This window comes from Brachybacterium alimentarium (assembly GCF_002332425.1).
Classification (GTDB): domain Bacteria; phylum Actinomycetota; class Actinomycetes; order Actinomycetales; family Dermabacteraceae; genus Brachybacterium; species Brachybacterium alimentarium.
Map to the genome: position 1 here is coordinate 97,028 of NZ_NRGS01000005.1, position 25,620 is coordinate 122,647.

Sequence of the window (25,620 nt, forward strand, 5' to 3'; positions counted from 1 at the left end):
CTCTCAGCAGGTGCAGCGGTCGGTAGGATGCGCGACAGCCCGGGACCCCTCGGTGCAGCGGAGGCGAGCACGGGACGGGAACGGATGAGCGATCACGCGCAGTCGGCGGGCACGACGAGATCTCGGAGGCTGACCGTCGCGCTGCTCCTCTCCATCGGATGCCTCACCGCCTCCGTGCTCCTGCTGCTGGCCACCACGGCCGGCGGCATCACCTATCTCGTGCTGCAGAAGCGGGCTGCGGAGGCCACGACGACGTTCACCGGCGCGACATACGCCTTCGGCTACCCCGTGGACTGGCACCGGACCACGACCGGCGTCGAGCTTCCCGATCCCGATCAGGTGCTCGAGCTCAGGAACGACGACACGACGAAGTACGTGACGGTCCTGGACCGCAGCGGGGCGATGTCGGCCGCAGGGGAGTGCTCGGACGCTACCGCGCGCACGGACAGCCAGGGGTTGGGGGCCGACCAGAACGAGGTGATCAGTGCTCGTGACGTCGACGGCCGTGAGGCTCTCCACCATCGCGCCGTCGCCACCGACCTGGACGGGGAGCACTCCTCCAGCGTGGTGGACACCTGGTGCATCCCCAAGCCCGACGGGGTGGTCCTCTTCGTGGCCCAGACCTTCAGCGACGATGACAGCCCCGAGTCGATGCCGGATGTGGAGAGGATCCTGGACAGCTGGGAGTGGACGGTCGACGGCCTGCCCGCGGAGGACTCATGACGCACCAGCCCACGAGGCCGGCAGGGACCCGCCGTCCCCTGATCCTGCTGATCGCAGGCTTCCTGATCGCGGCGCTGCTGCTCACGCTGCTCGCCGTCGGCACGGTCACCTACCTCGTGCTGAGCACCAGGCCGGAGCCCGCCGCCGCCCCGGAGTTCCCGACCTACCAGGCGCCGACGCCCATGACCGAGGTCGATACCGGCTGGTACACGTTCTCCTATCCCGCGCACTGGGCGCCCCAGGACCCGTCGGAGGACATCTCCTCGTTCGAGTACGTCCTCACGACCCTCGACGCTGCAGACAACTCGAAGATGGCCGTCATGGACTACGTGGTCGAGGACGGGATCGAGGAGGAGTGCCAGGATCAGGCCGAGGCGCTGAGACTCCACGAGATGCCCGAGGTCGAGGTGGACGGTCGCGTCGCAGCGCACTATCAGACCATCGCGCCCGCCCCGGACACGGAGGAGACCATGGTCCAGGACCTGTGGTGCCTGCCCAGGCAGTTCCACATCGTCGTGGTGCTGGGACGCACCAGCGGGCCGGAGGCCGAGGCCGCAGGGGTCTCCGAGGCCCAGAAGGTCCTGGACACCTGGTCGTGGACCACGGAGTCCTGAGCATCCCGGCTACTCGACCCGGGGGAGTGTCTCAGTCAGGGACCAACGAGAGCCAGGGAGAGTCAGGGGGCCCATGGGGCGGGGGTCAGGGCCTCATGTCAGCGGACCCAGGTCCACGTATCGAGCATGACGTCGGCGACAGGCGCGGGGCCGGCGCCGTCGGGGGAGGAGCCCTCGGCGAGGAGGACGACGACGCTCTGGGCATCTGCCATGCAGTATGCATCGCCCTGATGCCATCGGTCCTCGCTGTACGAGACCCACCGACTGTGCGCCGCGCGAGCACCGTCGACCATGAGCGGGTCGAGGACCTCGGCGGAGATCGTCGCCAGGCCCTGCTCCTTGGCGCTGTCGAGCAGCACGGAGCAGAAGCCAGCGGCATCCCGGATGCCCGTCGTCTCGCGAGCGATCGCGACCCGCTGATCCTCGGAGGGGGACGCGAGTGCCGAGAGCACCTGGAGGGAGACGAACTCAGGGTTCTCGACCTCGGACCATCCCGTCGGGACCACGGTGCTGATGCCGTCCACCTCCAGCGGGACCGTCTCCGGGGACGTGGCGGCATCGCGCTGGATGACCAGATAGGTCACTCCGCCGCCGATCGCCAGGACGAGTGCCAGGCACAGGAGACCGGTGCAGAGGAGCACCGCGCGCACGGCACGCCGTCGGCGAGGAGGCCCGCCGCTCGCCGCGGACTCATCTCCCGCAGAGCCGGAGGCATCCTCCGCGGAGCAGGGCGCATCGCCCGCCGGGCCGGGGGACCACTCCTCGCGACCGCCGGGCGGCCCGGCGACGCGGGTCGTGTCCCCGACCCGGGTCCTCACTGCGGGATCCGCCAGTCGATCGGTGCGGCGCCCTGCGCCTCGAGCAGCTCGTTGACCCGGGAGAAGGGGCGCGAGCCGAAGAATCCGCGGGAAGCGGACAGCGGACTGGGGTGCGGGCTCGCGACATACGGCACGTCACCGAGCGCTGGGATCAGGGCCTGGGCATCGCGCCCCCACAGGATCGCCACGAGCGGCCCGCCGCGGGCGACCAGCGCCTGGATCGCGGCGTCGGTGACGAGCTCCCAGCCCTGGCGTCGATGCGAGGCGGGGGCGCCCGGCGTGACCGTGAGGACCCGGTTCAGCAGCAGCACGCCCTGATCCTGCCAGGCCGTGAGATCGCCGTGGCTCGCACGCGGTATGCCCAGGTCGGTCTCCAGCTCGGTGTAGATGTTCGCGAGCGAGCGCGGCAGCGGCCGCACGTCACGGTGCACCGCGAAGGACAGCCCGATCGGATGGCCGGGCGTCGGATAGGGGTCCTGACCGACGACGAGCACGCGCACGTCCGCCATCGGGCGGGTGAAGGCCCGCAGCACGGCATCGCCGTGGGGGAGGTAGCCGCGGCCGGCCTCGATCTCGGAGCGCAGGAACGTTCCCAGGGCGTGGATCCTGTCCTCGACGGGGGCGAGGGCCTGGGCCCAGTCGGCACTGATGGTCTCGGGAAGAGGCGTCGGCATGTGAGCAGTCTTCCACCCGTCGGGGGAACGCGGCGAGCCGAGTTCGGCAGCGGTCCGCTCCCGCGTAGCCTCGAACCATGTCCGCTGACCATGCCCGTGATCGAGATCGCGCCCCGCGCGAGAGCGAGGCGACCGATGCGGCGCTGTGGGACCCGGAGACCGGCGACGCACCCGATCCGGTGACCGGTCCGGCGCCGTCGGCCCCGCAGGACGGACTGACCGAGCGCGACCGGATGATCCTCGCGCTCGAATCCCGCACCTTCCGCTACGTCGGGGCCAAGGAACGAGCCATCCGCGAGGAGATCGGCATCTCCAAGGTGGCGTACTACGTGCGGCTCAACGCCCTGCTCGATGACCCCTCGGCCCTGCGCGCGGCCCCCGCCGTCGTGAACCGGCTGCGCGACCGGCGCACCTCCGAGGACGGCGTCCCGCCGGTGCGTGACTCCGGTCGCGTGGCCTGACGGACCGGGTGCCGGGGCGTGTGCTCCACCCGCAGGACGGATCGAGCAGGTTTAATGGGGCCGTGGCTGATTCCCAGTATCCTTACCCGCCGGACCGGTTCGACGACGAGGCGGACGCCGTCTCGTTCCACGGCGCCCATCGCGCCGAGGAGCCGTTCTGGCGACAGAACCTGCTCTACATCATCATCATCGGCGCCGCGCTGGTGATGCTGATCGTGCTCCTGTTCGTCATCGGAGGTCGCGGAGGCGGCGGCGATGATCGTGCGCAGGACCCCACCACTCCCGCCGCGAGCGAGGACTCCTCGTCCGAGTCCGAGGCCGAGGAGAGCGACGAGGAGGAGCCTGCGGCGGAGCCGGACAAGTCCACCCCCGTGCTGGTCGTCAACGCCGGCGGGATCAACGGCCTGGCCGGGACCTGGCAGGAGAACCTCGAGGATGCCGGCTGGTCCGACATCAGCCTCAACACCGCGGACAACGTCCAGCAGGAGCCCATCGTGTTCTACCGCGACGCGGAGGATGCGGACACCGCGAAGGCCCTGGCCGAGGAGGTCGGCGCCGGAGAGGCCCGCCAGAGCGACGAGTACGACGCGCGCATCACCTTCGTGGCGGTCGACGAGCCCGATGCGGGCGACGACGGGGGCGACGGCGAGGGCTGATCCGCTCGTCGCCACGCCTTCTGTTCCAGCATGCGACGCGCGCCTGCCTTCCCCCTGGGGTCGGCGGGCGCGCGTCGTGCTGTGCGCGGCGGCCGGTCCGGGGCAGATCCGGGGATGCGGGCGGTCGTCGGCTCTGCACTCCGGCGTCGGCCCAGAGCAGAAAGCACGAATCCGACCCTGCGGAGTTAGCACTCTCCCCCTCCGAGTGCTTATGATGATCTGGCACTCGGTGATCGAGAGTGACAGCGCCCCTCGGGGCAGTCGCCCTCGGGAGTCGGGAGCCTGATCGGACAGCAGGCACTGCTGCTCGACCACGAACATTCCGGCCCCGTGAGGGATCCGGCGCCGTGGGACATGAACACGGCGTGGGATCTCGTCCGTCGCGGGCACAGGGTCGGGTGGACACCACACCACACGGGAGAGATTCCACAATGGCCAAGCTCATCTCTTACGACGAGGAGGCCCGGCGCGGCCTCGAGCGGGGAATGAACCAGCTCGCCAACGCCGTCAAGGTCACCCTCGGCCCCAAGGGCCGCAACGTCGTCCTCGAGAAGTCCTGGGGCGCCCCCACCATCACCAACGACGGCGTGTCGATCGCCAAGGAGATCGAACTCGACGATCCCTACGAGAAGATCGGCGCCGAGCTCGTCAAGGAGGTCGCCAAGAAGACGGACGACATCGCGGGCGACGGCACCACCACCGCCACCGTCCTTGCCCAGGCACTGGTCAAGGAAGGCCTGCGCAACGTTGCCGCAGGCGCCAACCCGATCGCGCTCAAGCGCGGCATCGACCAGGCCGTGGCCGCGGTCTCCGAGACCCTGCTCGCGCAGGCCACGGAGATCGAGACCAAGGAGCAGATCGCCAGCACCGCCGCCATCTCGGCGGCCGACCCGGCCATCGGCGAGCTCATCGCCGAGGCGCTCGACAAGGTCGGCAAGGAAGGCGTGATCACGGTCGAGGAGTCCAACACCATGGGCCTCGAGCTGGAGCTCACCGAGGGCATGCGGTTCGACAAGGGCTACATCTCGCCCTACTTCGTCACCGACGCCGAGCGCCAGGAGACCGTGCTGGAGGACCCCTACATCCTCCTGCTGTCCTCCAAGGTCTCCTCCGTCAAGGACCTGCTGCCGCTGCTGGAGAAGGTCATCCAGGCCGGCAAGCCGCTCGCGATCCTCGCCGAGGACGTCGAGGGCGAGGCCCTCGCGGTCCTCGTCGTCAACAAGCTCAAGGGCTCCTTCAAGTCCGTGGCCGTCAAGGCCCCGGGCTTCGGTGATCGCCGTAAGGCGATGCTGGAGGACATGGCCATCCTTACCGGCGGCCAGGTCATCTCCGAGGAGGTCGGCCTCAAGCTGGAGACCGCTGGTCTCGAGCACCTCGGCCAGGCGCGCAAGATCGTCGTCACCAAGGACGAGACCACGATCGTCGAGGGCACCGGCGACGCCGAGCGCATCGCCGGCCGCGTGTCGCAGATCCGTACCGAGATCGAGAACTCCGACTCGGACTACGACCGCGAGAAGCTCCAGGAGCGCCTCGCGAAGCTGGCCGGCGGCGTGGCCGTCATCAAGGCCGGCGCGGCGACCGAGGTCGAGCTCAAGGAGCGCAAGCACCGCATCGAGGATGCCGTGCGCAACGCCAAGGCCGCTGTGGACGAGGGCATCGTCGCCGGCGGCGGCGTCGCGCTGCTGCAGGCCGGCAAGGACACCTTCGACAAGCTCACCCTCGAGGGCGACGAGGCGACGGGCGTCAACATCGTCAAGGTCGCCGTCGAGGCACCGCTCAAGCAGATCGCGGTCAACGCCGGTCTTGAAGGCGGCGTCATCGCGGAGAAGGTCAAGGGCCTTCCCGTCGGCCAGGGCCTGAACGCGGCGACCGGCGGGTACGAGGACCTCCTCGCCGCCGGCATCATCGACCCGGTGAAGGTGACCCGCTCCGCGCTGCAGAACGCAGCGTCCATCGCGGGCCTCTTCCTCACCACCGAGGCCGTCGTGGCCGACAAGCCGGAGCCCAAGGCCCCGGCCGGCGGCGACGACATGGGCGGCATGGGTGGAATGGGCGGCATGATGTGATCCAGCCTCACGGCTGATCGCGTCGCTCCCACCAGAGCACCAAGGGCCCCGATCCTCTCCGGAGGATCGGGGCCCTTCGCTGTGCGTGCGGCTGGTACTGCCTGGGGTGCTGGGGATCTGTCGACGCCACGCCCTGAGCCGAGCCGCTGACCGCCGGCGCCGATGGGTAGCGCTTTCCCAGGTCAGCGGCGGAATTGCCTGCTCGGGCCGCAACCATGGCAACCGTCGGCAAGGGGTGAGACCGGTTTCCCGGCGGCTGGCACTCTGTCCGAGGTCGGCTTCGCGAAGCGACCGGGCGCTGCGGCCATCGGGCACAGCAGCCCTTCGACGACGGATCTCGGAAGCCCGAGGAACGTCGTCTCGCGCGAGGCCGCGGCTCCTGGGTCACCGGGAGCCCTGTCCGACCGGCACGCCCCGGGAAGGACGACGACGCTGCAGTGCGGTGATCGTCGCGCGCCTTCCGGCCGGAGCTGCCCATTCGAGGAGGAATGCAGTGCGATCACGTTTGCCCCGCCGACGAGGAGCACCCCGCTCGCTCGCCGGCTCCCGCTCCGGAACGCTGGGAGGAGTGGGCCGGCGAGGATTCCTCAAGGCTCTTCCTATCGCCGGTGCCGGTGCCGCCCTCCTGGGAGGCTGCGCCACCAAGGAGGGAGCCGTCACCGACGTGGACAGGGTGCTGTCCATCTCCCTCGGGCAGGCGGAATCGCATCCCAGCTACGGGTCGCTGGTCTCCTTCGGCGAGCGCATCGCCGACGCGACCGACGGCCGCTACGGAGCCCGCGTCTACGCCAACAACTCGTTGGGCGATCAGCAGGAGACGGTCCAGCTGGTCTCCGACGGCGCCATCGACATGGCCGTCATCTCCGGCACTCAGATCGAGAACTCGGAACCGCGTTTCCTGCCCATGAACGTGGCCGGGGTGTTCGACGACATCGACCACCAGAACCGCGTCATGCTCGACGACTCGATCGTCGGCGACCTGTTCGCCTCCCTCGAACCGCACAAGCGCCTCACCGTGCTCGGCGGCTACACCCAGGGCAGCCGCCACCTCTACACCTCCGGCGGCCCGATCGAATCGCCCGACGACCTGGCCGGGATGAAGATCCGTGTGCAGGAGTCCGAGATCTTCCTGCGTCTGATCCGCAACATGGGCGGGGTGCCCACACCGATGGCCTACAGCGAGGTCTACACGGGGCTGCAGGCAGGAGTGCTCGACGGGGCGGAGAACAACGAGATCTCCTACGTCACCCAGCGGCACTACGAGGTCGCCAAGCACTTCACCATGACCAACCATCTCGTCGGCTTCGACTTCATGCTGGCCAACACCGACCTGCTCGCGGACATGGACGAGACCGACCGCGAGGCGGTGCGGGAAGCCTGGAAGGAGACGCAGAGCGAGTTCGTCGAGATCTGGAAGCGGGAGACCGCGGAGGCCACCCAGGAGATGCTCGATCGCGGCGTGATCATCTCCGAGCCCGACGCCTTCGCCCCGATCATCGAAGAGACCGGACAGTCGATCCTCGAGAACCCCGAGGACATCGCGCTGTACGACGCGATCCGCGCGCTCTCCGAGAAGGATGGTGCCTGATGTCCACTCTTCGTCACGGACTGCTCTCCGCTCTCAAGGTGCTGTGCATCGCGCTGTTCTCGGTGCTCGTGGTGGTCGTGGTCTGGCAGGTCTTCACCCGCCAGGTCCTCGGTGCACCGAGCCCCTGGACCACGGTCACTGCCCAGTACATGTTCGTGTGGCTGAGCCTCTTCGCTGCCACGCTGGTGTTCGGCGAGCGCGGCCACATCGCTGTCGACGTCGTGGCCCAGCGCGCGCCGGGCGTCTCCCGCCACGTGCTCATCGTGCTCGTGCAGATCTGCATCATCGCCTTCGCCGTGCTGGTCATGGTGTGGGGCGGTCTCCGCGGCATGTCGATGTCCTGGGACCAGGTGATCCCCGGGTTCCCCTTCACCGTGGGGCACATGTACCTCGCCCTGCCGGTCACCGGTGTGATGATCGGCTGGCTCGCCCTCGAGGATCTCCTCCTCGCGCTGCGCGGCGATGAGCTCGCGCCGCTCGAGCAGACCGACGACGAGGCGGCCGAGAGCTCCGGCGCCGCGGCTGCGGCCGCCGTCGTCCACGAGCAGGGAGCCGACGCACACCCGGTCGAGCGATCGTCCGATGGCTCCGGCACCCTCCCCGACACCGAGAAGGAGCGCTGATCATGGATCCCGCAATGCTCGCCGGGATCATCCTGATCATCGGCATCGTCATTCTCATCGCGCTCGGCGCCCCGATCGCGATCGCTATCGGCCTGCCGTCGGTGGTGGCGCTCATCGCCGTCATGGGCGTCGAACCGGCCGTCTTCGTCTCGGCCCAGCAGATGTTCACCGGGGCGAACTCGTTCTCCCTGCTCGCGATCCCGTTCTTCGTGCTGGCCGGTCAACTCATGAACACCGGTGGCGTCGCGGCGCGACTGATCGATGCGGCGAAGGTCGTGGTGGGGCGGATGCCCGGCTCACTGGCACAGACCAACGTCGTCGCCAACGCCCTGTTCGGCTCCGTCTCCGGCGCTGCCGTGGCCTCGGCTGCGGCCGTGGGCGGCATCCTCGGCCCGCGGCAGCGCAAGGAGGGGTACGACCCGGCCTTCGCCTCTGCGGTGAACGTGGCCTCCGCCCCCTCCGGGATGCTGATCCCTCCGTCGAACACGCTGATCGTGTATTCCCTGGCGTCCTCCACCTCGGTGGCGACCCTGTTCGCCGCCGGCTACGGCCCGGGCGTGGTGTGGATGCTCGCCTGCCTGGTGATGGTCTGGGTGGCGGCGAAGCGACGCCCCGAACTGGTGGGCTCGGACAACGGGGCCGCGCGCGGTGAGCTCACTCTCGCCGTCGCACTGCGCACCCTGCTGGCGGCGGTGCCCGCCGTGTTCATGATGGTGATCGTGATCGGCGGTCTCGTGGCCGGGTTCTTCACCGCGACCGAGTCCGCCGTGATCGCGGTCGTCTATTCCCTGATCCTCGGCTTCATCTATCGCGAGCTGACCGTGAAGAAGCTGCCGGCCGTGATCCTCTCGGCCACCCGTACCACTGCGGTGGTGCTGCTGCTGATCGCGGTCTCCGGAGTGCTCGGGTGGGTGCTCGCCTATGCGACCATCCCGCAGTTCATCTCCACGGCGCTGCTGGGGGTCTCGAGCTCTCCGATCGTCGTGCTGCTGCTGATGATGCTGGCACTGCTGATCGTGGGCATGTTCATGGACCCGACCCCGGCGATCCTGATCTTCACCCCGATCTTCCTGCCGGTGGCACTCGAACTGGGCGTGGACCCGATCCACTTCGGCCTGATGCTCACGTTCAACCTGTGCCTGGGAACGATCACCCCGCCGGTCGGCGTGATCCTGTTCGTCGGCGCCCGAGTGGGTCGCATGAAGGTCGAGCCGGTGATCACGCGCCTGCTGCCGTTCTACGTGCCGCTCGTGACCGGCCTGCTGCTGATCGTGTTCGTCCCGCAGATCTCGATGTTCATCCCGAACCTGCTGGGGATGTCGAGCGAATGAGAGGAGCGCTGGGACGTTGACCGTTCGATGCCCGAGCGGTGGCGGACCAGCACGTCGAGGTCGACTCGACGCAGGCCGCTCCTCGTGAGCGCTGTGGGCCCCGATCCTCTCCGGAGCGTCGGGGCCCTTCGCACGCCGGAACCGGGGCGTGCGCCAGGCGGGCAGGACGCGGTGGGGAGGGCGCCGTGCACCAGGCGGGCAGGATGCCGTGGGAGGGCGCCGTGCGTCAGGAGGCGGCACCGCCGTCCGCTCAGAGGAACGGGTTCCAGAACCGTCCGCCGTTGACCACCAGCAGAGCGATCGGCGTCGCCACGAGCGCGATGCTGACGACGATCACGAACACGTCGGCGGCACGGACGGGTGTCTGGACGGACCAGGTGCGTCCCTTCGCCCGGCCGAAGCCCCGCAGCTCCATGGCGGCGGATACCGACTCGATACGGTCGAAGGTGCCGAGCAGGAGCGGCATCAGCACGGAGGTCAGGTTCCGGAGCCTGGTGGGCAGGCGCACCGCACGCGAGGTGTCCATCCCGCGAGCCTGCTGCGCCTGGGAGATCGTGCGGAACTCGCGCTGCACGTCCGGAATGTAGCGCAGGGCGAGGGAGACGGCGTACGCGATGCGATACGGCACCCCGACCCGCGCCAGGGAGGAGGCGAATTCCGGAGGTCTGGTGGTGGCGACGAACAGCAGCACCGCTGGGAGCACGGCGACGTACTTCAGAGTGACGGCGAGCTGGTAGAACAGCTGCTCGGCCGTGACGTCCCAGCGCCAGGGCCCCTCCAGGAGCAGATGGCGGGTTCCGAACAGGTCGGTTCCGTAGCCGGGAGCGAACAGGAAGATGCCGATGTTGTTCAGGACCATGAAGATGGCGATCAGCCACAGCACGACGGCGAGATCCCGCAGTCGCACACGGGAGACCGCCCACAGCAGGATCGAACCTGCCGAGACGGCGGCGAGGTAGCGGACGTCGAAGCCGATCATCGCACCCAGCACGACGCCGAGGGAGAGGACCAGCTTCGAGACCCCGGAGAGGGTGTGCAGGGGGCCGTCACGGTCGATGTATCCCAGCAGGGGGCTGCTCATCGCTCCTCCTCCCGCGCAGCACGATCCACCGCCACGAAACGGTGCACCAGGGTGTGTGGATCACGGAGACCACAGCGCCTGGCCAGTTCGTAGAGTCCGGTGGTCACGAGGTCGGCGCGACGGGTGAGGTCCGGGTCGGTGAGCACGACGGCGGGGTCGGCGTCGGCCAGCAGGCGCCCGTCGGACAGCACGAGCACGCGGTCCGTGTACTCGACCGCGAGATGCATGTCGTGCGTGATCAGGACGACGGTGGTGCCGTCGGCGTTGAGGGTGCGCAGGAACTGCATGAACTCGGTGTAGTGCGCGAAGTCCTGTCCGGCGGTCGGTTCGTCGAGGATGAGGACGTCGGGTCCGAGCGCGAGCACGGAGGCGATGGTCACGCGCTTTTTCTGGCCGTGGCTCAGAGCCGAGAGGGGCCATGAGCGGAACGGGGCGAGCCCGCAGGCCGTGAGGACGGTGGTGGTGCGACGGGCGATCTCCTCCTCGTCCTCCCCGCGGGCGCGCAGGCCCAGCGCGATCTCCTCGGAGACCAGAGGACGGGAGATCATCTGACCCGGCTCCTGGAGCACGAAGCCGACGTGCTCGCCGCGATCCGAGAGGCTCCATCCGCTCGCATCGGCCGCGCCGATCCGCAGCGCTCCGCCGGTGAGCTTCTCGAAGCCGCAGATCACGCGAGCGAGGGTCGACTTCCCGGCCCCGTTGGAGCCGAGCACGCCGAGCATCTCGCCACGGTGCACCTGGGCGGTGATCCCGTCGAGCAGGACCGAGGTGCGTTCAGGGCTGACACGGACCTCGCAGCGCACGTCCTGCAGGTCCAGTGCGGGGGCGAGTGCGGGCGACGGCTCGGCGGCCTCCGGCTCGGCGGCCAGGGAGGACCCCGCAGTCGCGACCCAGTCGCGCACGGCCGTGATCTGCTGCGCCGTCAAGGCGATGTCCGTGCTGCGGGACGGCCTCTGCTCGGCCGTGGCCGGTGCCCCGGCATATCTCAGCGCGGCGATGTGCAATGGCGGACGAATGCCGTGCTGCTCGAGCAGACCGGAGGCGAGGACGACGTCCGGGGCGGCATCGGCGACGATGCGACCGTCGGCCATCAGCACGAGCCGGTCGATATCGCGGTGCAGGACGTCTTCGAGGCGGTGCTCGACCAGCAGGATCGTCTTCCTCTGGTCACGGTGCAGGTCGTCGAGGAGTTCGATGGCGGCTCGACCGCTGGCAGGATCGAGGTTCGCGAGCGGCTCGTCCAGCAGCAGCACCTCGACGTCGTCGACCAGCACGCCGGCGACCGCGACGCGCTGCTTCTGGCCGCCGGAGAGGTTCTGCGGGGAGTCGTCGAGGCGATCGCTGATGCCGGCGAGCTCGGCGGCCCTCGTGATGAGCGCGGGCATCTCAGCGTGTGGGACCTGCTGGTTCTCGAGGCTGAAGGCGATGTCCTCGGCGACGGTGAGGCCCACGAACTGACTGTTGCTGTCCTGCAGCACGGTGCCGACAACGGACGCGGTGGCGGCCAACGGCACCATGGCAGGGTCGTTCCCGGCCACACGCACCGCACCGTTGGACGTGCCGCGGTGATGGTGAGGAATCAGCCCGTTGATCGCGCTGATCAAGGTGGACTTCCCGGACCCGGAGGCACCGACGATCGCGATCTTCTCGCCGCGCCGCACCGTGAGATCGATGTCGTGCAGAGTCGGCTCGGACTGGGCCCGGTACTGGAAGGAATATCCCGCCAGCTCGATCAGCGGGGCCTCGTCCGATGCGCCACCGGTGTCGGACACGGTCACTGGTCGTGGCTCAGGGATCCGGTCCGGGTACGCGTGCGTGCATAGACCGACAGGATGATCGTGCCCAGCACACAGGCCGTGACCGAGTTCGCGATGAAGGCCAGCGTGCCCTGTGCCCATACCTTGCTCGCAGGCTCGGAGTGGATCAGGACGTCCCCGAGGGGTGCGATGAGCAGCCAGGCCACGGCGTTCGCCAGGAGGATCGCGAGGTTGACGCGGAGGCCCGTCGCCTTCCCGAACTCGCCATCGGTGATCGCGTGCTTGAGCAGCAGCACGCCCACGACCAGCCCGAAGACACCGGAGGCGAGTTCCCAGCTGATCCAGATGCCGTACCCGGTGACGTCGATCAGGAGATGTCCGATGAAGCCCGCCAAGGCACCCACGAGCGGTCCGTACAGCACGGCGAAGACGGCGAGGATCGCGTACTGGATGTTGAGGGACGTGTTGGGGATCGGGGTCGGGATCGCGGCGAAGCGGCCGAGGACGAAGAAGAGGGCGGCCCCGACGCCGATGGCGACCACCTGGGTGACGGGGGAATAGGTGCGGTTCATGGAGAGTCCTTCGTGGGCAGCGGAGAGGGGATCAGCGCACGGGCACCAGGGTCACACGCCACGAGGTGCCGGTGCCGAGGGAGAACGCTCGGGCGTAGTGACCTCGATTGATGGCGATCGCCATACGGTCCAGAGAGTTCACGTAGAGCAGTGATTCGCCCACCTCGACGGCCGCGAAGCTGCGCGCGTACGTGATCTGTGCGGCGTGCACCACCGTGTCGTGGTGGCGGACCCGCACCGTCACGCGGTCGCCGGGTGCGACGTCGAGCTCGCGGAACAGGGTGCGGGGGATCGAGGTCCACAGGGAGCCATAGCGCACGTCGAGGGTGTCGATGGTGCCCTGCACCGCGCCGTCGCTGAGCTCGGGCTCGGTGATGGGCAGGCGCACCATCCGCTCGAGGTCGACGACAGGTCCGACCTCCTCGAAGCTCGTCGCGCCTGAGGCCAGCCGCGCACCGGTGAAGGCATAGATGTCCCGGCCGTGGAAGGTGTAGGACTCCTCCGAACCGGGGCGGCGGTTGCGCGTCTCGTCGATCTCCCGCAGCTCGGTGACGCCGAAGATGCGCTCGAGATGGGTGAGGGTGCCGTTGTCAGGGGTGACGACGAGGTGCCCGGTCGCCGTGCGGGCGACCACCGAGAGACGATCCGAGCCCACGCCGGGGTCGACGACGGAGACGAACACCGTGCCCTCGGGCCAGTAGGTGAGCACCTGCGCGAGACGGTAGGAGCCCTCCCAGATCTCGTAGGGCGGGATGTTGTGCGTGACGTCGTGGATCCGGAGGGAGGGCTCGACGCCGACGGCGACGCCGTACATGGCGCTGACCGCGCCGTCGTCGAGACCGAAATCGGATTGCAGGACCAGAGCGCTCATAGGGGAAGTATGCGACGTCGACAGCGGTGGTCGTGCAGCGAGTCGTCACGCGGTGTCATGTGCCGTCATAGAGGAGAAGCCATGACAGGGACACGGCAGCTGCGACAGGATGGGGTGATGATCCTCCCCAGCGCGCCCTCTCCCGCCTTGAGCATCCTCTCGCAGAACATCCGCATGGACACCGGGACCACCCGCCCCGGGGAACCGGACCATTGGGGCCAGCGGGCGCCCGTGCTCGTCGATCTGCTGCGCACCGCCGATCCCGACGTGGTGGGCGCGCTCGAGGTGCTGCCCTCGCAGCTCCCGGTGCTCGAGGATGCTCTCGCCTCGACGCATCTGCGGCTCGGCTTCGGACGGGAGGGAGGCGGCCGGGACGAGCACAACCTGCTGTTCCTGCGGCGTGAGCGCTTCGAGCTGCTGGGCTGGGACCAGTTCTGGCTCTCCGAGCAGCCGGAGCTGATGGGATCAGTGGGGTGGGACGGCCACTGCCCGCGGATCGCCGTATGGGCACGGGTCCAGGACCGGGACACCGGCCGGGAGCTGCTGATCGCGGTGACTCATCTCGATCACGCCGGACCGCTCGCGCGGATGAACGGCGCAGCCCTGGTGGCGCGCCGCCTGCTCGAGGCGGCCGACGGCGCGCCCGTGATCCTGATGGGCGACTTCAACGCCGATTCCGGCGCGAGCCCGGCGTGGGAGGTGCTGCGCGAGGCGGGGTTCGAGGACGCTCGGCAGAACGCAGCACAGATCCATGGCGAGGACATCGGCACCTTCCCGGACTACGGGGAGCCGACGACCGACGGGCCGCGCATCGACTGGATCATGACCCGCGGTGTCGCCGCCGACGCCTATGCGGCGCACTCGCACGACGTCGACGGCATCCAGGCGAGCGATCATGCCGGCGTGATGGCACAGCTCCGCGCGCTCTGAGCCGTGCCGTTCGGCTCGGAGGAACCCCGGCTCAGAGGCCCCAGGCCTCGGCGAGCAGCTCGAGCCCCTTCAGACGATCCGCCGGGTCGTAGTAGTAGGCGGTGAGGATCAGCTCGTCGGCCTGCGTGGTCGCGACGATCTCCTCGAGCTGGCGCACGACGGTCGCAGGGGAGCCGACGGCGCGGATCGAGAGGGTCTGGTCGACCTGCTGGACGAGATGAGGTGCGGCGACCTCCTCGATCGGCGTCGGCGGCTGGATCTTCTTCCGCTGACCGGTGACCACGCCGAGGAACATCTGCTGCAGGGTGCTGAAATGGCGCTGCGCCTCCTCGTCGGTCTCGGCGACCACGAGGTTCACCCCGACCATGGTGCGCGGCGTCTCGAGCTGCGCGGCCTCGGCACGGGGGTTGAAGTTCTCCCGGTACGTCTCGAGCGCCTTGAGGTACTGGAACGGGGCGAAGTGCGAGGCGACGGAGAAGGGCATGCCGAGCTGCGCCGCGAGGCGAGCACCATTGGCGGTCGAGCCGAGGATCCACATCGGCACCTCGGTGCCGCGGGCGACGTCCGCCGTGATGGGCAGGCTGTCGCCGAGCGGCTCCTCGCGGGACCAGTCCCGCATCTGCTCCACTGCGGCGATGAAGGCCTGGGGCTCCGCCGACGTCCGGGCGAGCAGCTGCGCGGTGAGCTGGTCGGTGCCGGGAGCTCGGCCCAGACCCAGGTCGATACGGTCGCCATGGAACTGGACGAGCGTGCCGAACTGCTCGATGACGGCGAGCGGCGAATGGTTGGGGAGCATGACGCCACCGGACCCGACGCGGATCCGCTCGGTCATCGAGGCGGCACGATCGATCAGCAGCGAGGTGGCGCTGGAGGCCAGGCTGTTGGTGTTGTGGTGCTCGGCGAACCAGTAGCGCTCATAGCCCAGACGGTCGGCGACCTGTGCCCCCTCCATGGACGCGGCGATCGCCTCCCGGGTGGACATCCCTTCGGAGATGGAGACGAGATCGAGGATCGACAGCGGCACGTGAGGGGCATTCATGGCTCGAGCCTAGCCACGCTCCGCAGCCCGTGGACAGGGCACGGGATGAGACGTTCTCGACCGTGGATCCGGGAAGTTCTGGGCGGTCACCGGCGTTGATCACGGCATGAGGCTCTCCCTGCTCGACCGCTCCCGCACGCGCCGTGGCCATCCGGCGTCGTCCGCCCTGGAGCACTCGGCCCGACGGGCCGTCGCGGTGGAGAGTGCAGGCTATGAACGGTTCTGGGTGGCCGAGCATCACGCGGTGCCCGGGATCGCGAGCGGCTCCCCGGCCGTGCTGCTGAGCACGATCGGTGCCCGCACCTCGAGGATCCGTCTCGGTTCCGGCGGCGTCATGCTCCCGAACCATCGCCCGCTCGTCGTCGCCGAGCAGTTCCTCATGCTCGCTGCGCTGTATCCGGGCCGCGTGGATCTCGGGGTCGGCAGGTCGCTGGGGTTCACCGAGCCCGTGCGGGAAGCGCTCGGACGGCTCGAGGTCGCGCCGGAGTCGTTCGCCCAGGAGATCGCAGCGGTGCGCGACCATCTGGAGGGGGCCGCACCGGTCACCGCCTGGCCGGCGGACGCCGGTGACGTGCCGCTGTTCGTGCTGGCGACCGGCACCGGGATGGACGCCGCCGCCGAGCTCGGCCTGCCCGTGGTGATCGGCGGACCGATCCTGGATTCCCCGGAGCTGCCTGCACGGCTGGAGTCCTACCGGCGGGAGTTCCGTCCGCACCGGGGCAGCAGCGCGCAGATCATCGTCTCTCTCGACGCGCTGGTCGCCGACACCGACGAGGAAGCCCTCGAACTGGCCCTGCCCGAGATCTGGGCGATGGCCCGTTCACGGACCACGGGCGTGTTCGAGGCGCTCGAGCCGGTGGATCGGATCAACGCCGCGACCTGGAGCGGCACCGAATCGCGACGGGTGGAGAAGGGGCTGGCCACCACCGTCGCCGGATCCGCGCAGACGGTGCGCCGCCGGCTCGAGCAGATCATCGAGCGCACCGGCGCCCAGGAGATCCTCGCGACGGGCTCGACCTACGACCGCGAGGCGCTCCGCACCTCGGACCGCGAGCTCGCGCGCGTGGTGAACGGCTGAGGATCCCGGGCAGCAGTCGGCTCAGTGCTGCTGCGCGCCGGCCTCCAGGCTCTTGCGGAAGCAGACGCTGATGCCGTCGGTCGGGCTGTAGGGCGCGTAGGTCTCCGCGTGCTGCCAGCCCTCGCGCTCGTACAGCGCGATCGCGGCGGGCTGGAGGTTGCCGGTCTGGAGGAAGATCTCCGTCGCGCCCCGCTCCCGTGCCGCGTTCTCGACCTGGGTGAGCACTGCACTGGCCAGGCCCAGTCGGCGGTGATCGGGGCTGACGAACACTCGCTTGATCTCCCAGCGATCCGGCAGCCTGCGCAGCGTCCCGGTGGCCGCGGGGGCCCCGTCGATCAGCGCCAGCAGCACGGTGGCCACGTCGTCGCCGGTGGGCCGGCCAGGAGGGACGACGCCGGCGCCACGGATCGCGGCATAGCGCGGACCCACCTCGGCATCCATGGCGTCGCGCAGCGCCGTGGCGCGCGGATCGGTCCAGGGGACGTGGAGCCACTCGACCTCGACGGCGGTTCCGGTGCGTGCGATGGTCGTCATATCTGCAGCTCCTGAGCTCGGGGGAGGGGTCCGGTCGATCCGGGGGAACCGGGGGAACCGGGGGAACCGGGGGAACCGGGGGAACCGGGGGCGTCGGGGGCGTCGGGGGAACCAGGGACACCAGCGGCGCCGCGCACCGGCACGGAGGCGAGCAGCTCCCGAGTGTATGCGTGCTGGGGGCTGTCGAAGATCGCGGTCACCTCGCCGCTCTCGACCACTTCGCCCCGTCGCAGCACGCTCAGGGTGTCGGCGAACTGCCGCACCACCGCCAGGTCGTGGGAGATGAACAGGTAGGTCAGCCCGAGGTCGCGCTGCAGGGTCGCGAGCACGTCGAGGATGCCGGCCTGCACGGTGACGTCCAGCGCACTGGTGGGCTCATCGAGCACGAGCACCTTCGGTCGCAGCGCGAGGGCCCGGGCGATCGCGACGCGCTGGCGCTGGCCGCCCGAGAGCGCTCCGGGCCGACGCCCGACCAGCTCCTGGGGCAGCCGCACGGCCTCGAGCGCCCATCGGGTGCGTTCCTCCCGCTCGGCGCGCGTGCCCACGCGGTAGAGGTCCAACGGTTCGCGCACGATGCGGCCGACCGCGAACCGCGGGTCGAGCGAGGTGAACGGGTTCTGGTGGACGATCTGCAGGTGACGGCGCACCTCGCGCAGCGCCCGACGGTCCTGGGCGCGCACCTCGTGCTCGCCCACCCGAAGGGTCCCGGCGTCGACGGTCTCCAGCCCCAGCAGGGCGCGGGCCGCAGTGGACTTCCCCGACCCGGATTCGCCGACCAGGGCATGAGTGCGCCCGCGCGGGATCGACAGGGAGACGTCCCTCAGGGCGGCCACCTCGCGGGAGCGGGTGCGGAAGGTGCGCGAGATGCCGCTCACCCGAACCTGCGCGTCCGCTCCTTGGCGTCCGTCGGGCTCCACCGGCCTCTGGTCACCGGTGAGCGGATGCTTCTGATCGCGTTCAGCGCGCAGGTCGGCGAAGCGATCGGGGTTCAGCCCCGGCACGTCGGCCTGCAGCGAGCGGGTGTACTCCGCGGACGGGGCGGTGAAGACGGAGCTCGTCGGCCCGGCCTCCTGGATCCTGCCCTGCTGCAGCACCACCACCTCGTCGGCCCGCTGCGCAGCGATCGAGAGGTCGTGGGTGATCAGCAGGATCCCGATCCCCAGCTCGCGGCGGAGGGAGTCCAGCAGGTCGAGGATCTGCTTCTGGACCGTGACGTCCAGGGCGCTGGTGGGCTCATCGGCCACCAGCAGCGTGGGCCCGGGCAGGATCGCCAGCGCGATCAGCACGCGCTGCAGCTGACCGCCGGAGAGCTGATGGGGGAAGGACTCGATGATCCGCTGAGGGTCCGGCAGGCCCACCCGCTCGAACGCGCCCCGCACCAGGGCCTCCTGCTCCTCACGGCGCCCGGCCCCGGGCACCAGGGCCGCGGCCTCGAGGGCCTGGGAGCCGATGCTGCGCACCGGGTTGAGGGAGGAGCCGGGATCCTGGGGGACGAAGCCGAGCACCCGGCCGCGCAGCGGCAGGAACTCGCGGTCGCGCAGGGTCGTGACCTCGCGGCCCTGCACCGTGATCGAGCCGTCCACGCGGGCCCGACGGGACCCCAGCAGGCGCAGCACGGCGCGGGCGATCGTGGACTTCCCGGAGCCGGACTCGCCGATCAGGGCGAGGGCCTTCCCCGCTCCCACGGCGAAGGAGACGCCGTGCACCACCTCGGTCGGACCGTAGGCGACGCTCAGATCGCGCACCTGCAGCAGCGGTTCCTCCGGGGCGGTCCGCACCGGGGCGGGCAGGGTGTTCTCGAGGGTGCTCATCGGTTCCTCTCCTGGTCCAGCCAGCGGCTGATACGGCTCACGGACAGCACGACGACGGCGATGACGCAGCCCGGGGCCAGGACCAGCCACGGGGCATGCAGGAGGTGCTCGCGGCCGTCGGAGACGAGCAGACCCCAGTCGGAGGCGGGCGGCGGATCGCCGTACCCGAGGAAGGCGAGCCCGGCGATCACGAGGATCGCGATGCCGAACTGCAGCACGGCCAGGGAGAGCACCGGGCGCAGGGCGTTGGGGAGCACGTGCCGGGTCAGGATGTGCAGCGTGGAGCCGCCGTTGACCCGGGCGGCCTCGATGAACACGCTCGTGCGCACCCGCAGCACTTCGGCGCGCATGAGGCGAGCGAACACGGCCACCGCGGAGATGCCGGTGGCGATCGCCGCGTTGCGGGTGTCGTATCCCAGCGCCGTCACCACCACCACGGCGAGCAGGAAGCCGGGGATCGCGAGCAGCACGTCGACCAGTCGGCCGATCACCGCGTCGACCCAGCCTCCGAGGTAACCGCCCAGCAGTCCCAGCACCCCGCCGACGATCACGCCGATCGCGACCGCCACCAGCGCGCTGGTCATCGAGGAGGCGGAGCCGTGCACGATCCGGGTGAGCAGATCGCGCCCGAGGTGATCGGTGCCCAGCCAGTACCGGGCACCAGGCGCGGTGAACTTGTCGTCCGGCACGCCGACCGCGGGATCGTGCCCGGTGACCAGGCCCGGGACGAGCGACCACAGCAGCACCACGGCGATGACCGCGGCGGAGACCACGACGGAGACCGGGACCGTGCCGGACCGACGGGCGGCGGCCTGCGAGGCGGTGCGGCCGGGGGTGAGGGCAGCAGTGGTCATCGGGACACCTCCGAGGGGCGCAGGCGGGGGTCCAGCAGCAGGTAGAGCAGGTCGATCACGAGGTTCACGACCACGAACACGAGCGCGGAGAGCACCACGGCGGCCAGCAGCACCGACACGTCCTGGGTGGCGACGGCCTTCTGGACGACCATGCCGATGCCGGCCCGCCCGAAGATGGTCTCGGTGATCAGGGAGCCGCCGAGCACCTCACCGATCACGAGCCCCACGACGGTCACGGTGGGCAGCAGCGAGGGACGCAGCAGGTGGCGCAGCACCACCTGGGCGGGCGGGAGGCCGCGAGCGAGCGCGACCTCGGCGTAGTCCTGGCCGGCGGATTCGTCCAGCGCGGTGATGAACACCTGGGCGATCTGCGCGGAGACCGGGATGGCGAGGGTCAGCGCGGCGGCGACGGTCGAGGCGAAGCCCTCGGAATCGACCAGGCTGAAAAGACCCAGCTGCACGGCGAGCACCTGGATCAGCACCAGGCCGATGAGGAAGTTCGGGGTGGACAGGAACAGGGTGGGCAGGGAGCGCACGAGGTCATTGAGCCGCCCCTCGGGCAGCAGCCGGGTGGCCAGGCCCAGTGCGGCGGCGAGGGCCACCGCGAGCACCAGCGCGGTCACCGCGAGTCGCAGCGTCGACGGGATCGCGGCGCCGATCACCTGGGTGACGGGCTGCGAGGTGGCCATCGACAGACCGAGGTCGCCCTGCACCGCATGGCCGAGGGAGACCACCAGCTGCACCAAGACGGGCTGGTCGAGTCCGTGGAAGGAGCGGATCCGGGCCTTCTCGGCGTCGCTGAATCCGGCCTGCGGGTTGTCGAGCTGCGCGGAGACCGGGTCGCCCGGGATCGCGGCCAGCACCAGGAACACCAGCACATAGGCGAGCACGATCACGACGAGCGCCTGGGCGCTGCGCCCGACCGCGGCGCCGAGCAGGCCGCGGGAGGAGCGGACGGTGCGCCTGGGCGCCTCCGTGCTCTCGGGGAGGGTCGCGGTGGTGCTCATGAGGGGTCCTTGCGCGCGGCGTGGTACGAGGGGATCGCGACCGCGTTGAACGTGATCCCGCTCAGCTGCGGCGACTGCACGTAGATGCGCTGCACGTTCTGCTCGAGCGGGATGAAGTAGGCCTGCTCGAGCACATGGCGGGAGAGCTGCTCGACGATCGCGGCGCGCTCGTCGTGATCGGCGGCCCCGGCGACCTCGTCGCGCAGTCGCACCAGCTCCTCGTCGGACGTGCCGACGGCGAACCAGTCCTCGCCCTCGTCGGTGATGACCCCGGCGACCGTGCCGACGTCCACGAAGCTGCGGGTCACCGGGGAGATACCCTGCTCCGGGTTGTTGGTGACGCGTTCGGTCCAGGTGGGGATGTCGAGCCGCTGGGTGGACACGCGGATCCCGAGCCGCCCCAGGTGCTGGGAGATCAGCTCGGCCTCGGGCACGGAGCCGGTGAGATACGGGGTGGGATAGATCGTGAAGCCGAGCTCGGTGCCGTCCTTGCTGCGGAAGCCGTCCTCGGTGCGATCGGTCCAGCCGGCCTCGTCCAGCAGCTGCGCGGCGAGGCCCGGATCGTAGGCGAACAGCTCGGTGAGGTCCGTGGTCTCGGGGACGCCGGCCTGCAGCCAGCTGGTCGCGCTCTCCCAGGCGTCGGTGAACACGGTGCGCAGGATCTCGTCGCGGTCGATGCCCCGGGTCACGGCCTGACGCACGCGCACGTCGTCGAAGGGGGCGACGTTCGTGCGGAGGCTGAAGCCGTGGACGAATCCGAGATAGCGGGGCACCTCGATCACGAAGCCGGCCTCGGTGAAGGAGTCCAGCACCTGCGGGTTCACGTTGTAGGCGATGTCCGTCTGGCCGGCACGCGCTGCGGAGGCCCGCAGGGTGTCGTCCGGCAGCACCCGGAAGGTGATCGCCGACAGCGTCGCCGGGCCGCTCGCCCCGAGCACCTCGGGGGCCCAGTCGTAGTCCTCCCGGCGCACCAGGCGCACGTGGTCGTTGCCGGCCCAGGTGTCCAGCACGAACGGTCCCGAGCCGATCTGGTTCGCGAGGTCGGACTGCTCCTCGAGGGAGGCGGCGATGCTCGCGGGGGCCATCAGCTGGCAGCCGTGGTATCCGAGGGTGGGCAGGAAAGAGAGCGTCGGCGCGGTGAAGGTGACGCGCACGGTCAGCGGGTCCAGCGCCTCGGCGCCCTCGTAGGTGCCGCCGGGGAACAGGCCCACGGGCGCCAGTCCGTCATCAGGCCGGCCGACGGCCCAGGACTCCAGGTTCGCGAGCACGGCGGCCGCGTCCAGCGGGGTGCCGTCGGAGAAGGTCACGCCCTCGCGCAGGTGCAGGACGAACTCGGTGGAGTCGGCGTCCTGCTCCCAGGACTCGGCGATCCACGGGGAGACGACCCCGTCGGCGTCGGTGTGCACGAGCTTGTCGGTCAGCTGCTGCCAGACATTCGCCTCGTAGCTGGAGATCGCGCTCTTGGAGGGCACCCATCCGCCGTCGAGGTTGGAGATGAGGAAGGTCAGCTCGTCATCGGCCGCGTCGCCCTCCCCGCCGTCGGCGAACGCGGAGGGCAGGGCGCAGCCGGCCAGCGGCAGCGCCGCGAGGCCCAGGGAGCCGGCTCCGAGGGTCTGCAGCAGGTGGCGGCGGGAGAGCGTGGAGGCACTCATCGCCGTGCCTCCGGGTCGGAGAGGGCGGCGGCGAGCCGCTCGACGCCGAGGCGCAGCTGCGAGGGCTCGAGGTGGCTGATGCCGATCCGGAGGCCGCCGCGGTCGTCGTCCGGGCGGTCCCGGTGGAAGAAGCGCCCGAGCACCGCGTCGGTGCCGTAGCGGGTGCGGGCCAGCTGCTGGGCGGCCGCGAGGTCGATGCCGCTCTCGCGCAGACGCGCCCACAGGAAGATGCCACCGGTGCGGTGATCGATCTCGACCCCGCCGGGCACCTGCTCCTCGAGGATCCCGGCGACCAGGTCGAAGCGCTCGGCATAGGCGGTGCGGGCCCGCGCGGCGATCGCGTCCAGCCCTCCGTCCTGCGGGGAGTGGGCCCCGGCGCCGACGATCCGCGCCACGATCGCCTGCACGAGGGCCGAGGAGTGCTGGTCCTGGTTCGCGCGCAGGCGGGTCACCGGGCCCACCAGCCAGTCCGGGAGCACCAGCCAGCCCAGGCGCAGCCCGGGGCCGAGCGTCTTGGAGAAGGTGCGCACGTGCACGACGAGGTCGCTGTCCAGCGGGTAGTCGGCCGGCACCTCGACGCCGTCGAAGCCGAGCCCCGCATAGGCGTTGTCGGAGACGATGACGAAACCGTAGTGCTCGGCGAGCTCGACCAGTCGTGCTCGCTGCTCGGCCGGGGTGATGAAGCCGGTGGGGTTGTGGAACTCCGGCACCGTGTAGAGCAGGCGCGGCCGGGCCCCGGCCTCCAGCCGGGCCTCGAGCGCGGAGATGTCGAAGCCGTCGGCCGTGAGGTGCAGGGGCAGCAGCTCGGGCTCGTGGTGCTGGAGGTCGCGGAAGATCAGCGGGTAGGTGGGGTCCTCGACGATGATCTGGTCGCCGCGGTCCAGCAGCGCATCGAACAGCAGGGAAAGTCCGTGGAAGGCCCCGTTGGTGATCAGCACGCGGTCGGCGGGGACGTTCTCGCGCTCAGCGATCCAGCTGCGCAGGTCCCCGATGCCGGAGGGCACCGAGTACTGCAGGGCGGCGGCCAGGGCCGTGGGATCGGCGCAGAGCTCGGCCGAGGCGCGGCCGATCGCGGCCAGCGGCAGCAGGTCCGCGCTCGGGGCGCCGCCGTTCAGCGCGATGTCGCCCGGCTGCGGGGCGACCCTCCGCCCGAAGCCGCGGGACCTGTCCTCCCGTCGGCCGAGGTCGGAGAGCAGCCCGTCGGCGAGCCGGGCGGGGGAGATCGAGGTCGTGGTCATCACAGGGCCTTCCCGGGATTCAGCAGGTGCTGGGGGTCGAACGCGTCCTTCAGGCGGAGCTGCAGAGCTCGCGAGACGGGGGAGAGCTCGAGGTCGAGCCACCCCTGCTTGGAGGTGCCGATGCCGTGCTCGCCGCTGATCGTGCCGCCGAGGTCGATCGCAGCACGGACCAGGTCGTCGGCCGCGGCGAGCAGGGTGGGCGGCAGCGAGGAGTCCGCCGCCTCGGACGCCTCCCGGTCCACAGCGAGCAGGGGATGGAGGTTGCCGTCCCCTGCATGGGCGAGAGCCGAGGTCTGCACCCCATGGCGCTCGCCGATCACCGCGAGCTCCGTGAAGATCTCCGCGAGGCGAGACTTCGGCACGGCGATGTCCTCGCCGAGCCGGTGCCCGCCGGCGCCCGAGCCACGGCCGGAACGTCGCAGCTCCCACAGACGCTCGGCCTCCTGCTCGTCCTCGATGACGAGCACGTCGCCGCCGACGGCTTCCAGCGCGTGGGTCAGATCCGCGGTCTGCTCCCTGATCCCGTAGCCGTCGAGCTCGAGGAGGAGCACCGCGTCGGTGCCGCGGGCGAGGGACGAGCCGGAGTGCGCGTCGATGTCCGCCAGGGTCCCGCCGTCGATCAGCTCGGTCGCCGCCGGTCGCACCGGGCTGCGGGAGATCGCCCCCACCCCGGCCGCCGCCCCGGCGGAATCGGCGAAGCGGGCCAGCAGCGTGCGCCGCGCGACCGGCAGCGGGCGGATCCGCACCGTCGCGGAGGTGACCACGGCGAGCGTGCCCTCGGAACCGATGAGCAGCTGGGTGAGGTCCAATCCGGTCACGCCCTTGAGCGAGCGATGGCCGGTGCGCAGCAGCGTGCCGTCGGCCAGCACGACCTCGAGCGCGAGCACGGACTCGCGGGTCACGCCGTACTTCGCGCAGTGCAGGCCGCCGGCGTTGGTCGCGATGTTCCCGCCGATCGTGGAGATCGCGGCACTCGCGGGATCGGGAGCGTAGAAGAAGCCGTGCGGGGCGAGCTCCGTCGAGAGGTCAGCGGTGATGACCCCGGCCTCGACCACCGCGACCTCGTCGACCGGATCGATCTCGCGCACGGCGGTGAGCCGCTCGAGGCTCAGCACGATGGCACCCTGGGTGGGCGTGGCGCCGCCTGAGAGTCCGGTCCCGGCGCCGCGCGGCACGACAGGGGTGGCGGTCTCGTGGGCCACGCGCAGCGTCGCCTGCACACCGGCGACGTCATCGGGCAGGACGAGGACGAAGCGCGTCCCCTGCGGTGCGCGCACCGCGCGGTCACCCTGGTAGATCTCCGACGGGGAGTCCTGCACGGCGTGCGCGCCGACCTCGGCGCGCAGGCGCGCGGCAAGGTCCTCATGGACGGTGGTGGGGCCGACGGGGGCGCTGATGGTCATCGTGCTCCTGGTGCGAACGGTGGATGCGCGCCCATCGTGCGCCCACCCCATGCATAAGCGCAAACGATGTCCGTCATAAGAGGTAACAGGGGCTTGGAGTGCCCCCGCTGCCCGTGATGCAGGGCACTCGTCGGCCTCGAGGGCGAACTCTGCGGGCAGACGACGAACGCCCCGTCGGCGCGCGGCCGACGGGGCATTCGGAAGGGTGGGCTGCAGCGGGAGCGCTGCGGGGGTCGAGG

Annotated in this window: 24 protein-coding genes; 10 read left to right on the top strand and 14 right to left on the bottom strand. The window is 70.4% G+C overall.

What is annotated here, in order from left to right; translation table 11 throughout:
- Nucleotides 1–84: 84 nt before the first annotated feature.
- Both CIK71_RS03685 and CIK71_RS03690 read left to right on the top strand, forming a co-directional pair.
- On the top strand, nt 85–723 hold the full coding sequence (locus CIK71_RS03685; RefSeq protein ID WP_096163831.1) for a hypothetical protein: 639 nt from the start codon (nt 85–87) through the stop codon (nt 721–723).
- Nucleotides 720–1,337: a hypothetical protein gene (locus CIK71_RS03690; protein ID WP_096163832.1), complete on the top strand. Its 618-nt coding sequence runs from the start codon at nt 720–722 to the stop codon at nt 1,335–1,337. The genes CIK71_RS03685 and CIK71_RS03690 overlap by 4 nt, the downstream gene beginning before the upstream one ends.
- A 98-nt stretch (nt 1,338–1,435) precedes the next feature.
- On the opposite strand, the gene CIK71_RS03695 is transcribed toward CIK71_RS03690, so the two are convergent.
- Together CIK71_RS03695 and CIK71_RS03700 are read right to left on the bottom strand one after the other, a co-directional pair.
- Nucleotides 1,436–2,155, bottom strand: a complete 720-nt coding sequence (locus tag CIK71_RS03695; RefSeq protein ID WP_096163833.1) for a hypothetical protein — start codon at nt 2,153–2,155, stop codon at nt 1,436–1,438.
- Nucleotides 2,152–2,829, bottom strand: a complete 678-nt coding sequence (locus CIK71_RS03700; protein ID WP_096163834.1) for a uracil-DNA glycosylase — start codon at nt 2,827–2,829, stop codon at nt 2,152–2,154. The genes CIK71_RS03695 and CIK71_RS03700 overlap by 4 nt, the downstream gene beginning before the upstream one ends.
- Before the next feature lie 77 nt (nt 2,830–2,906).
- On the opposite strand from CIK71_RS03700, the gene CIK71_RS03705 reads away from it, so the two are divergent.
- From CIK71_RS03705 to CIK71_RS03730, 6 genes are all read left to right on the top strand, one after another.
- On the top strand, nt 2,907–3,290 hold the full coding sequence (locus tag CIK71_RS03705; RefSeq protein ID WP_241964030.1) for a DUF3263 domain-containing protein: 384 nt from the start codon (nt 2,907–2,909) through the stop codon (nt 3,288–3,290).
- Between the two features lie 62 nt (nt 3,291–3,352).
- Nucleotides 3,353–3,946 carry a LytR C-terminal domain-containing protein gene (locus tag CIK71_RS03710; protein ID WP_096163835.1) on the top strand — a complete coding sequence of 198 codons (594 nt, stop codon included), beginning with the start codon at nt 3,353–3,355 and terminating at the stop codon, nt 3,944–3,946.
- A gap of 431 nt (nt 3,947–4,377) precedes the next feature.
- Nucleotides 4,378–6,012 carry a chaperonin GroEL gene (groL, locus tag CIK71_RS03715; RefSeq protein WP_096163836.1) on the top strand — a complete coding sequence of 545 codons (1,635 nt, stop codon included), beginning with the start codon at nt 4,378–4,380 and terminating at the stop codon, nt 6,010–6,012.
- A gap of 493 nt (nt 6,013–6,505) precedes the next feature.
- Nucleotides 6,506–7,600, top strand: a complete 1,095-nt coding sequence (locus tag CIK71_RS03720; RefSeq protein ID WP_245857277.1) for a TRAP transporter substrate-binding protein — start codon at nt 6,506–6,508, stop codon at nt 7,598–7,600.
- Complete coding sequence (locus tag CIK71_RS03725; protein ID WP_096163837.1) at nt 7,600–8,223, top strand: TRAP transporter small permease; 624 nt, start codon at nt 7,600–7,602, stop codon at nt 8,221–8,223. The genes CIK71_RS03720 and CIK71_RS03725 overlap by 1 nt, the downstream gene beginning before the upstream one ends.
- A 2-nt stretch (nt 8,224–8,225) precedes the next feature.
- On the top strand, nt 8,226–9,554 hold the full coding sequence (locus CIK71_RS03730) for a TRAP transporter large permease (protein WP_096163838.1): 1,329 nt from the start codon (nt 8,226–8,228) through the stop codon (nt 9,552–9,554).
- Nucleotides 9,555–9,804: 250 nt separating this feature from the next.
- On the opposite strand, the gene CIK71_RS03735 is transcribed toward CIK71_RS03730, so the two are convergent.
- The 4 genes from CIK71_RS03735 to CIK71_RS03750 are packed head-to-tail and all read right to left on the bottom strand — an operon-like array spanning nt 9,805 to nt 13,835.
- On the bottom strand, nt 9,805–10,635 hold the full coding sequence (locus tag CIK71_RS03735) for an energy-coupling factor transporter transmembrane component T family protein (protein WP_096163839.1): 831 nt from the start codon (nt 10,633–10,635) through the stop codon (nt 9,805–9,807).
- Nucleotides 10,632–12,413, bottom strand: a complete 1,782-nt coding sequence (locus CIK71_RS03740) for an ABC transporter ATP-binding protein (protein ID WP_176485519.1) — start codon at nt 12,411–12,413, stop codon at nt 10,632–10,634. The genes CIK71_RS03735 and CIK71_RS03740 overlap by 4 nt, the downstream gene beginning before the upstream one ends.
- Nucleotides 12,410–12,964: an ECF-type riboflavin transporter substrate-binding protein gene (locus CIK71_RS03745; protein WP_096163840.1), complete on the bottom strand. Its 555-nt coding sequence runs from the start codon at nt 12,962–12,964 to the stop codon at nt 12,410–12,412. The genes CIK71_RS03740 and CIK71_RS03745 overlap by 4 nt, the downstream gene beginning before the upstream one ends.
- A gap of 31 nt (nt 12,965–12,995) precedes the next feature.
- Entirely contained in the window at nt 12,996–13,835 is an 840-nt protein-coding gene (locus CIK71_RS03750; protein WP_096163841.1) for an SAM hydrolase/SAM-dependent halogenase family protein, read from the bottom strand.
- Nucleotides 13,836–13,952: 117 nt separating this feature from the next.
- On the opposite strand from CIK71_RS03750, the gene CIK71_RS03755 reads away from it, so the two are divergent.
- A complete protein-coding gene (locus CIK71_RS03755) occupies nt 13,953–14,765 on the top strand; it encodes an endonuclease/exonuclease/phosphatase family protein (protein WP_096163842.1) in 813 nt (270 codons plus the stop codon).
- A 31-nt stretch (nt 14,766–14,796) separates the two neighbouring features.
- Here the strand turns inward: CIK71_RS03755 and CIK71_RS03760 are convergent, their stop codons facing one another.
- Nucleotides 14,797–15,804, bottom strand: coding sequence for an LLM class flavin-dependent oxidoreductase (locus CIK71_RS03760; protein ID WP_096163843.1), 1,008 nt, complete (start codon nt 15,802–15,804; stop codon nt 14,797–14,799).
- A gap of 106 nt (nt 15,805–15,910) precedes the next feature.
- Here CIK71_RS03760 and CIK71_RS03765 point away from each other — a divergent pair, with 106 nt between their 5' ends.
- Nucleotides 15,911–16,882 (top strand): MsnO8 family LLM class oxidoreductase, encoded by a 972-nt coding sequence (locus CIK71_RS03765; RefSeq protein ID WP_096163844.1) that lies wholly within the window; start codon nt 15,911–15,913, stop codon nt 16,880–16,882.
- Nucleotides 16,883–16,903: 21 nt separating this feature from the next.
- On the opposite strand, the gene CIK71_RS03770 is transcribed toward CIK71_RS03765, so the two are convergent.
- From CIK71_RS03770 to CIK71_RS03800, 7 genes are read right to left on the bottom strand one after another with little or no spacing between them, the layout of a single operon-like run.
- A complete protein-coding gene (locus tag CIK71_RS03770; protein ID WP_096163845.1) occupies nt 16,904–17,416 on the bottom strand; it encodes a GNAT family N-acetyltransferase in 513 nt (170 codons plus the stop codon).
- Nucleotides 17,413–19,227, bottom strand: coding sequence for a dipeptide ABC transporter ATP-binding protein (locus CIK71_RS03775; RefSeq protein WP_096163846.1), 1,815 nt, complete (start codon nt 19,225–19,227; stop codon nt 17,413–17,415). Before CIK71_RS03775 ends, CIK71_RS03770 begins: the two co-directional genes overlap by 4 nt.
- Nucleotides 19,224–20,081 (bottom strand): ABC transporter permease, encoded by an 858-nt coding sequence (locus CIK71_RS03780; protein WP_096163847.1) that lies wholly within the window; start codon nt 20,079–20,081, stop codon nt 19,224–19,226. The genes CIK71_RS03775 and CIK71_RS03780 overlap by 4 nt, the downstream gene beginning before the upstream one ends.
- A complete protein-coding gene (locus CIK71_RS03785; RefSeq protein WP_096163848.1) occupies nt 20,078–21,088 on the bottom strand; it encodes an ABC transporter permease in 1,011 nt (336 codons plus the stop codon). Before CIK71_RS03785 ends, CIK71_RS03780 begins: the two co-directional genes overlap by 4 nt.
- Complete coding sequence (locus tag CIK71_RS03790) at nt 21,085–22,740, bottom strand: ABC transporter substrate-binding protein (RefSeq protein WP_096163849.1); 1,656 nt, start codon at nt 22,738–22,740, stop codon at nt 21,085–21,087. Before CIK71_RS03790 ends, CIK71_RS03785 begins: the two co-directional genes overlap by 4 nt.
- Nucleotides 22,737–23,978, bottom strand: coding sequence for an aminotransferase-like domain-containing protein (locus CIK71_RS03795; RefSeq protein WP_096163850.1), 1,242 nt, complete (start codon nt 23,976–23,978; stop codon nt 22,737–22,739). The genes CIK71_RS03790 and CIK71_RS03795 overlap by 4 nt, the downstream gene beginning before the upstream one ends.
- The gene (locus tag CIK71_RS03800; RefSeq protein ID WP_096163851.1) at nt 23,978–25,381 is read right to left on the bottom strand and encodes an FAD-binding oxidoreductase; all 1,404 of its coding nucleotides are present in this window, start codon (nt 25,379–25,381) and stop codon (nt 23,978–23,980) included. The genes CIK71_RS03795 and CIK71_RS03800 overlap by 1 nt, the downstream gene beginning before the upstream one ends.
- Between the last annotated feature and the right edge of the window lie 239 nt (nt 25,382–25,620).

Excerpts from the sequence above, each read along its gene's own strand:
- CIK71_RS03705 (WP_241964030.1), top strand. The coding sequence starts at position 2,907 with ATGTCCGCTGACCATGCCCGTGATCGAGATCGCGCCCCGCGCGAGAGC.
- CIK71_RS03745 (WP_096163840.1), bottom strand. The coding sequence starts at position 12,964 with ATGAACCGCACCTATTCCCCCGTCACCCAGGTGGTCGCCATCGGCGTC.
- CIK71_RS03725 (WP_096163837.1), top strand. The coding sequence starts at position 7,600 with ATGTCCACTCTTCGTCACGGACTGCTCTCCGCTCTCAAGGTGCTGTGC.
- CIK71_RS03795 (WP_096163850.1), bottom strand. The coding sequence starts at position 23,978 with ATGACCACGACCTCGATCTCCCCCGCCCGGCTCGCCGACGGGCTGCTC.
- CIK71_RS03780 (WP_096163847.1), bottom strand. The coding sequence starts at position 20,081 with ATGACCACTGCTGCCCTCACCCCCGGCCGCACCGCCTCGCAGGCCGCC.
- CIK71_RS03700 (WP_096163834.1), bottom strand. The coding sequence starts at position 2,829 with ATGCCGACGCCTCTTCCCGAGACCATCAGTGCCGACTGGGCCCAGGCC.
- CIK71_RS03730 (WP_096163838.1), top strand. The coding sequence starts at position 8,226 with ATGGATCCCGCAATGCTCGCCGGGATCATCCTGATCATCGGCATCGTC.
- CIK71_RS03775 (WP_096163846.1), bottom strand. The coding sequence starts at position 19,227 with ATGAGCACCCTCGAGAACACCCTGCCCGCCCCGGTGCGGACCGCCCCG.
- CIK71_RS03790 (WP_096163849.1), bottom strand. The coding sequence starts at position 22,740 with ATGAGTGCCTCCACGCTCTCCCGCCGCCACCTGCTGCAGACCCTCGGA.
- CIK71_RS03690 (WP_096163832.1), top strand. The coding sequence starts at position 720 with ATGACGCACCAGCCCACGAGGCCGGCAGGGACCCGCCGTCCCCTGATC.
- CIK71_RS03760 (WP_096163843.1), bottom strand. The coding sequence starts at position 15,804 with ATGAATGCCCCTCACGTGCCGCTGTCGATCCTCGATCTCGTCTCCATC.
- CIK71_RS03765 (WP_096163844.1), top strand. The coding sequence starts at position 15,911 with ATGAGGCTCTCCCTGCTCGACCGCTCCCGCACGCGCCGTGGCCATCCG.
- CIK71_RS03750 (WP_096163841.1), bottom strand. The coding sequence starts at position 13,835 with ATGAGCGCTCTGGTCCTGCAATCCGATTTCGGTCTCGACGACGGCGCG.
- CIK71_RS03785 (WP_096163848.1), bottom strand. The coding sequence starts at position 21,088 with ATGAGCACCACCGCGACCCTCCCCGAGAGCACGGAGGCGCCCAGGCGC.
- CIK71_RS03735 (WP_096163839.1), bottom strand. The coding sequence starts at position 10,635 with ATGAGCAGCCCCCTGCTGGGATACATCGACCGTGACGGCCCCCTGCAC.
- CIK71_RS03755 (WP_096163842.1), top strand. The coding sequence starts at position 13,953 with ATGATCCTCCCCAGCGCGCCCTCTCCCGCCTTGAGCATCCTCTCGCAG.
- groL (WP_096163836.1), top strand. The coding sequence starts at position 4,378 with ATGGCCAAGCTCATCTCTTACGACGAGGAGGCCCGGCGCGGCCTCGAG.
- CIK71_RS03770 (WP_096163845.1), bottom strand. The coding sequence starts at position 17,416 with ATGACGACCATCGCACGCACCGGAACCGCCGTCGAGGTCGAGTGGCTC.
- CIK71_RS03685 (WP_096163831.1), top strand. The coding sequence starts at position 85 with ATGAGCGATCACGCGCAGTCGGCGGGCACGACGAGATCTCGGAGGCTG.
- CIK71_RS03800 (WP_096163851.1), bottom strand. The coding sequence starts at position 25,381 with ATGACCATCAGCGCCCCCGTCGGCCCCACCACCGTCCATGAGGACCTT.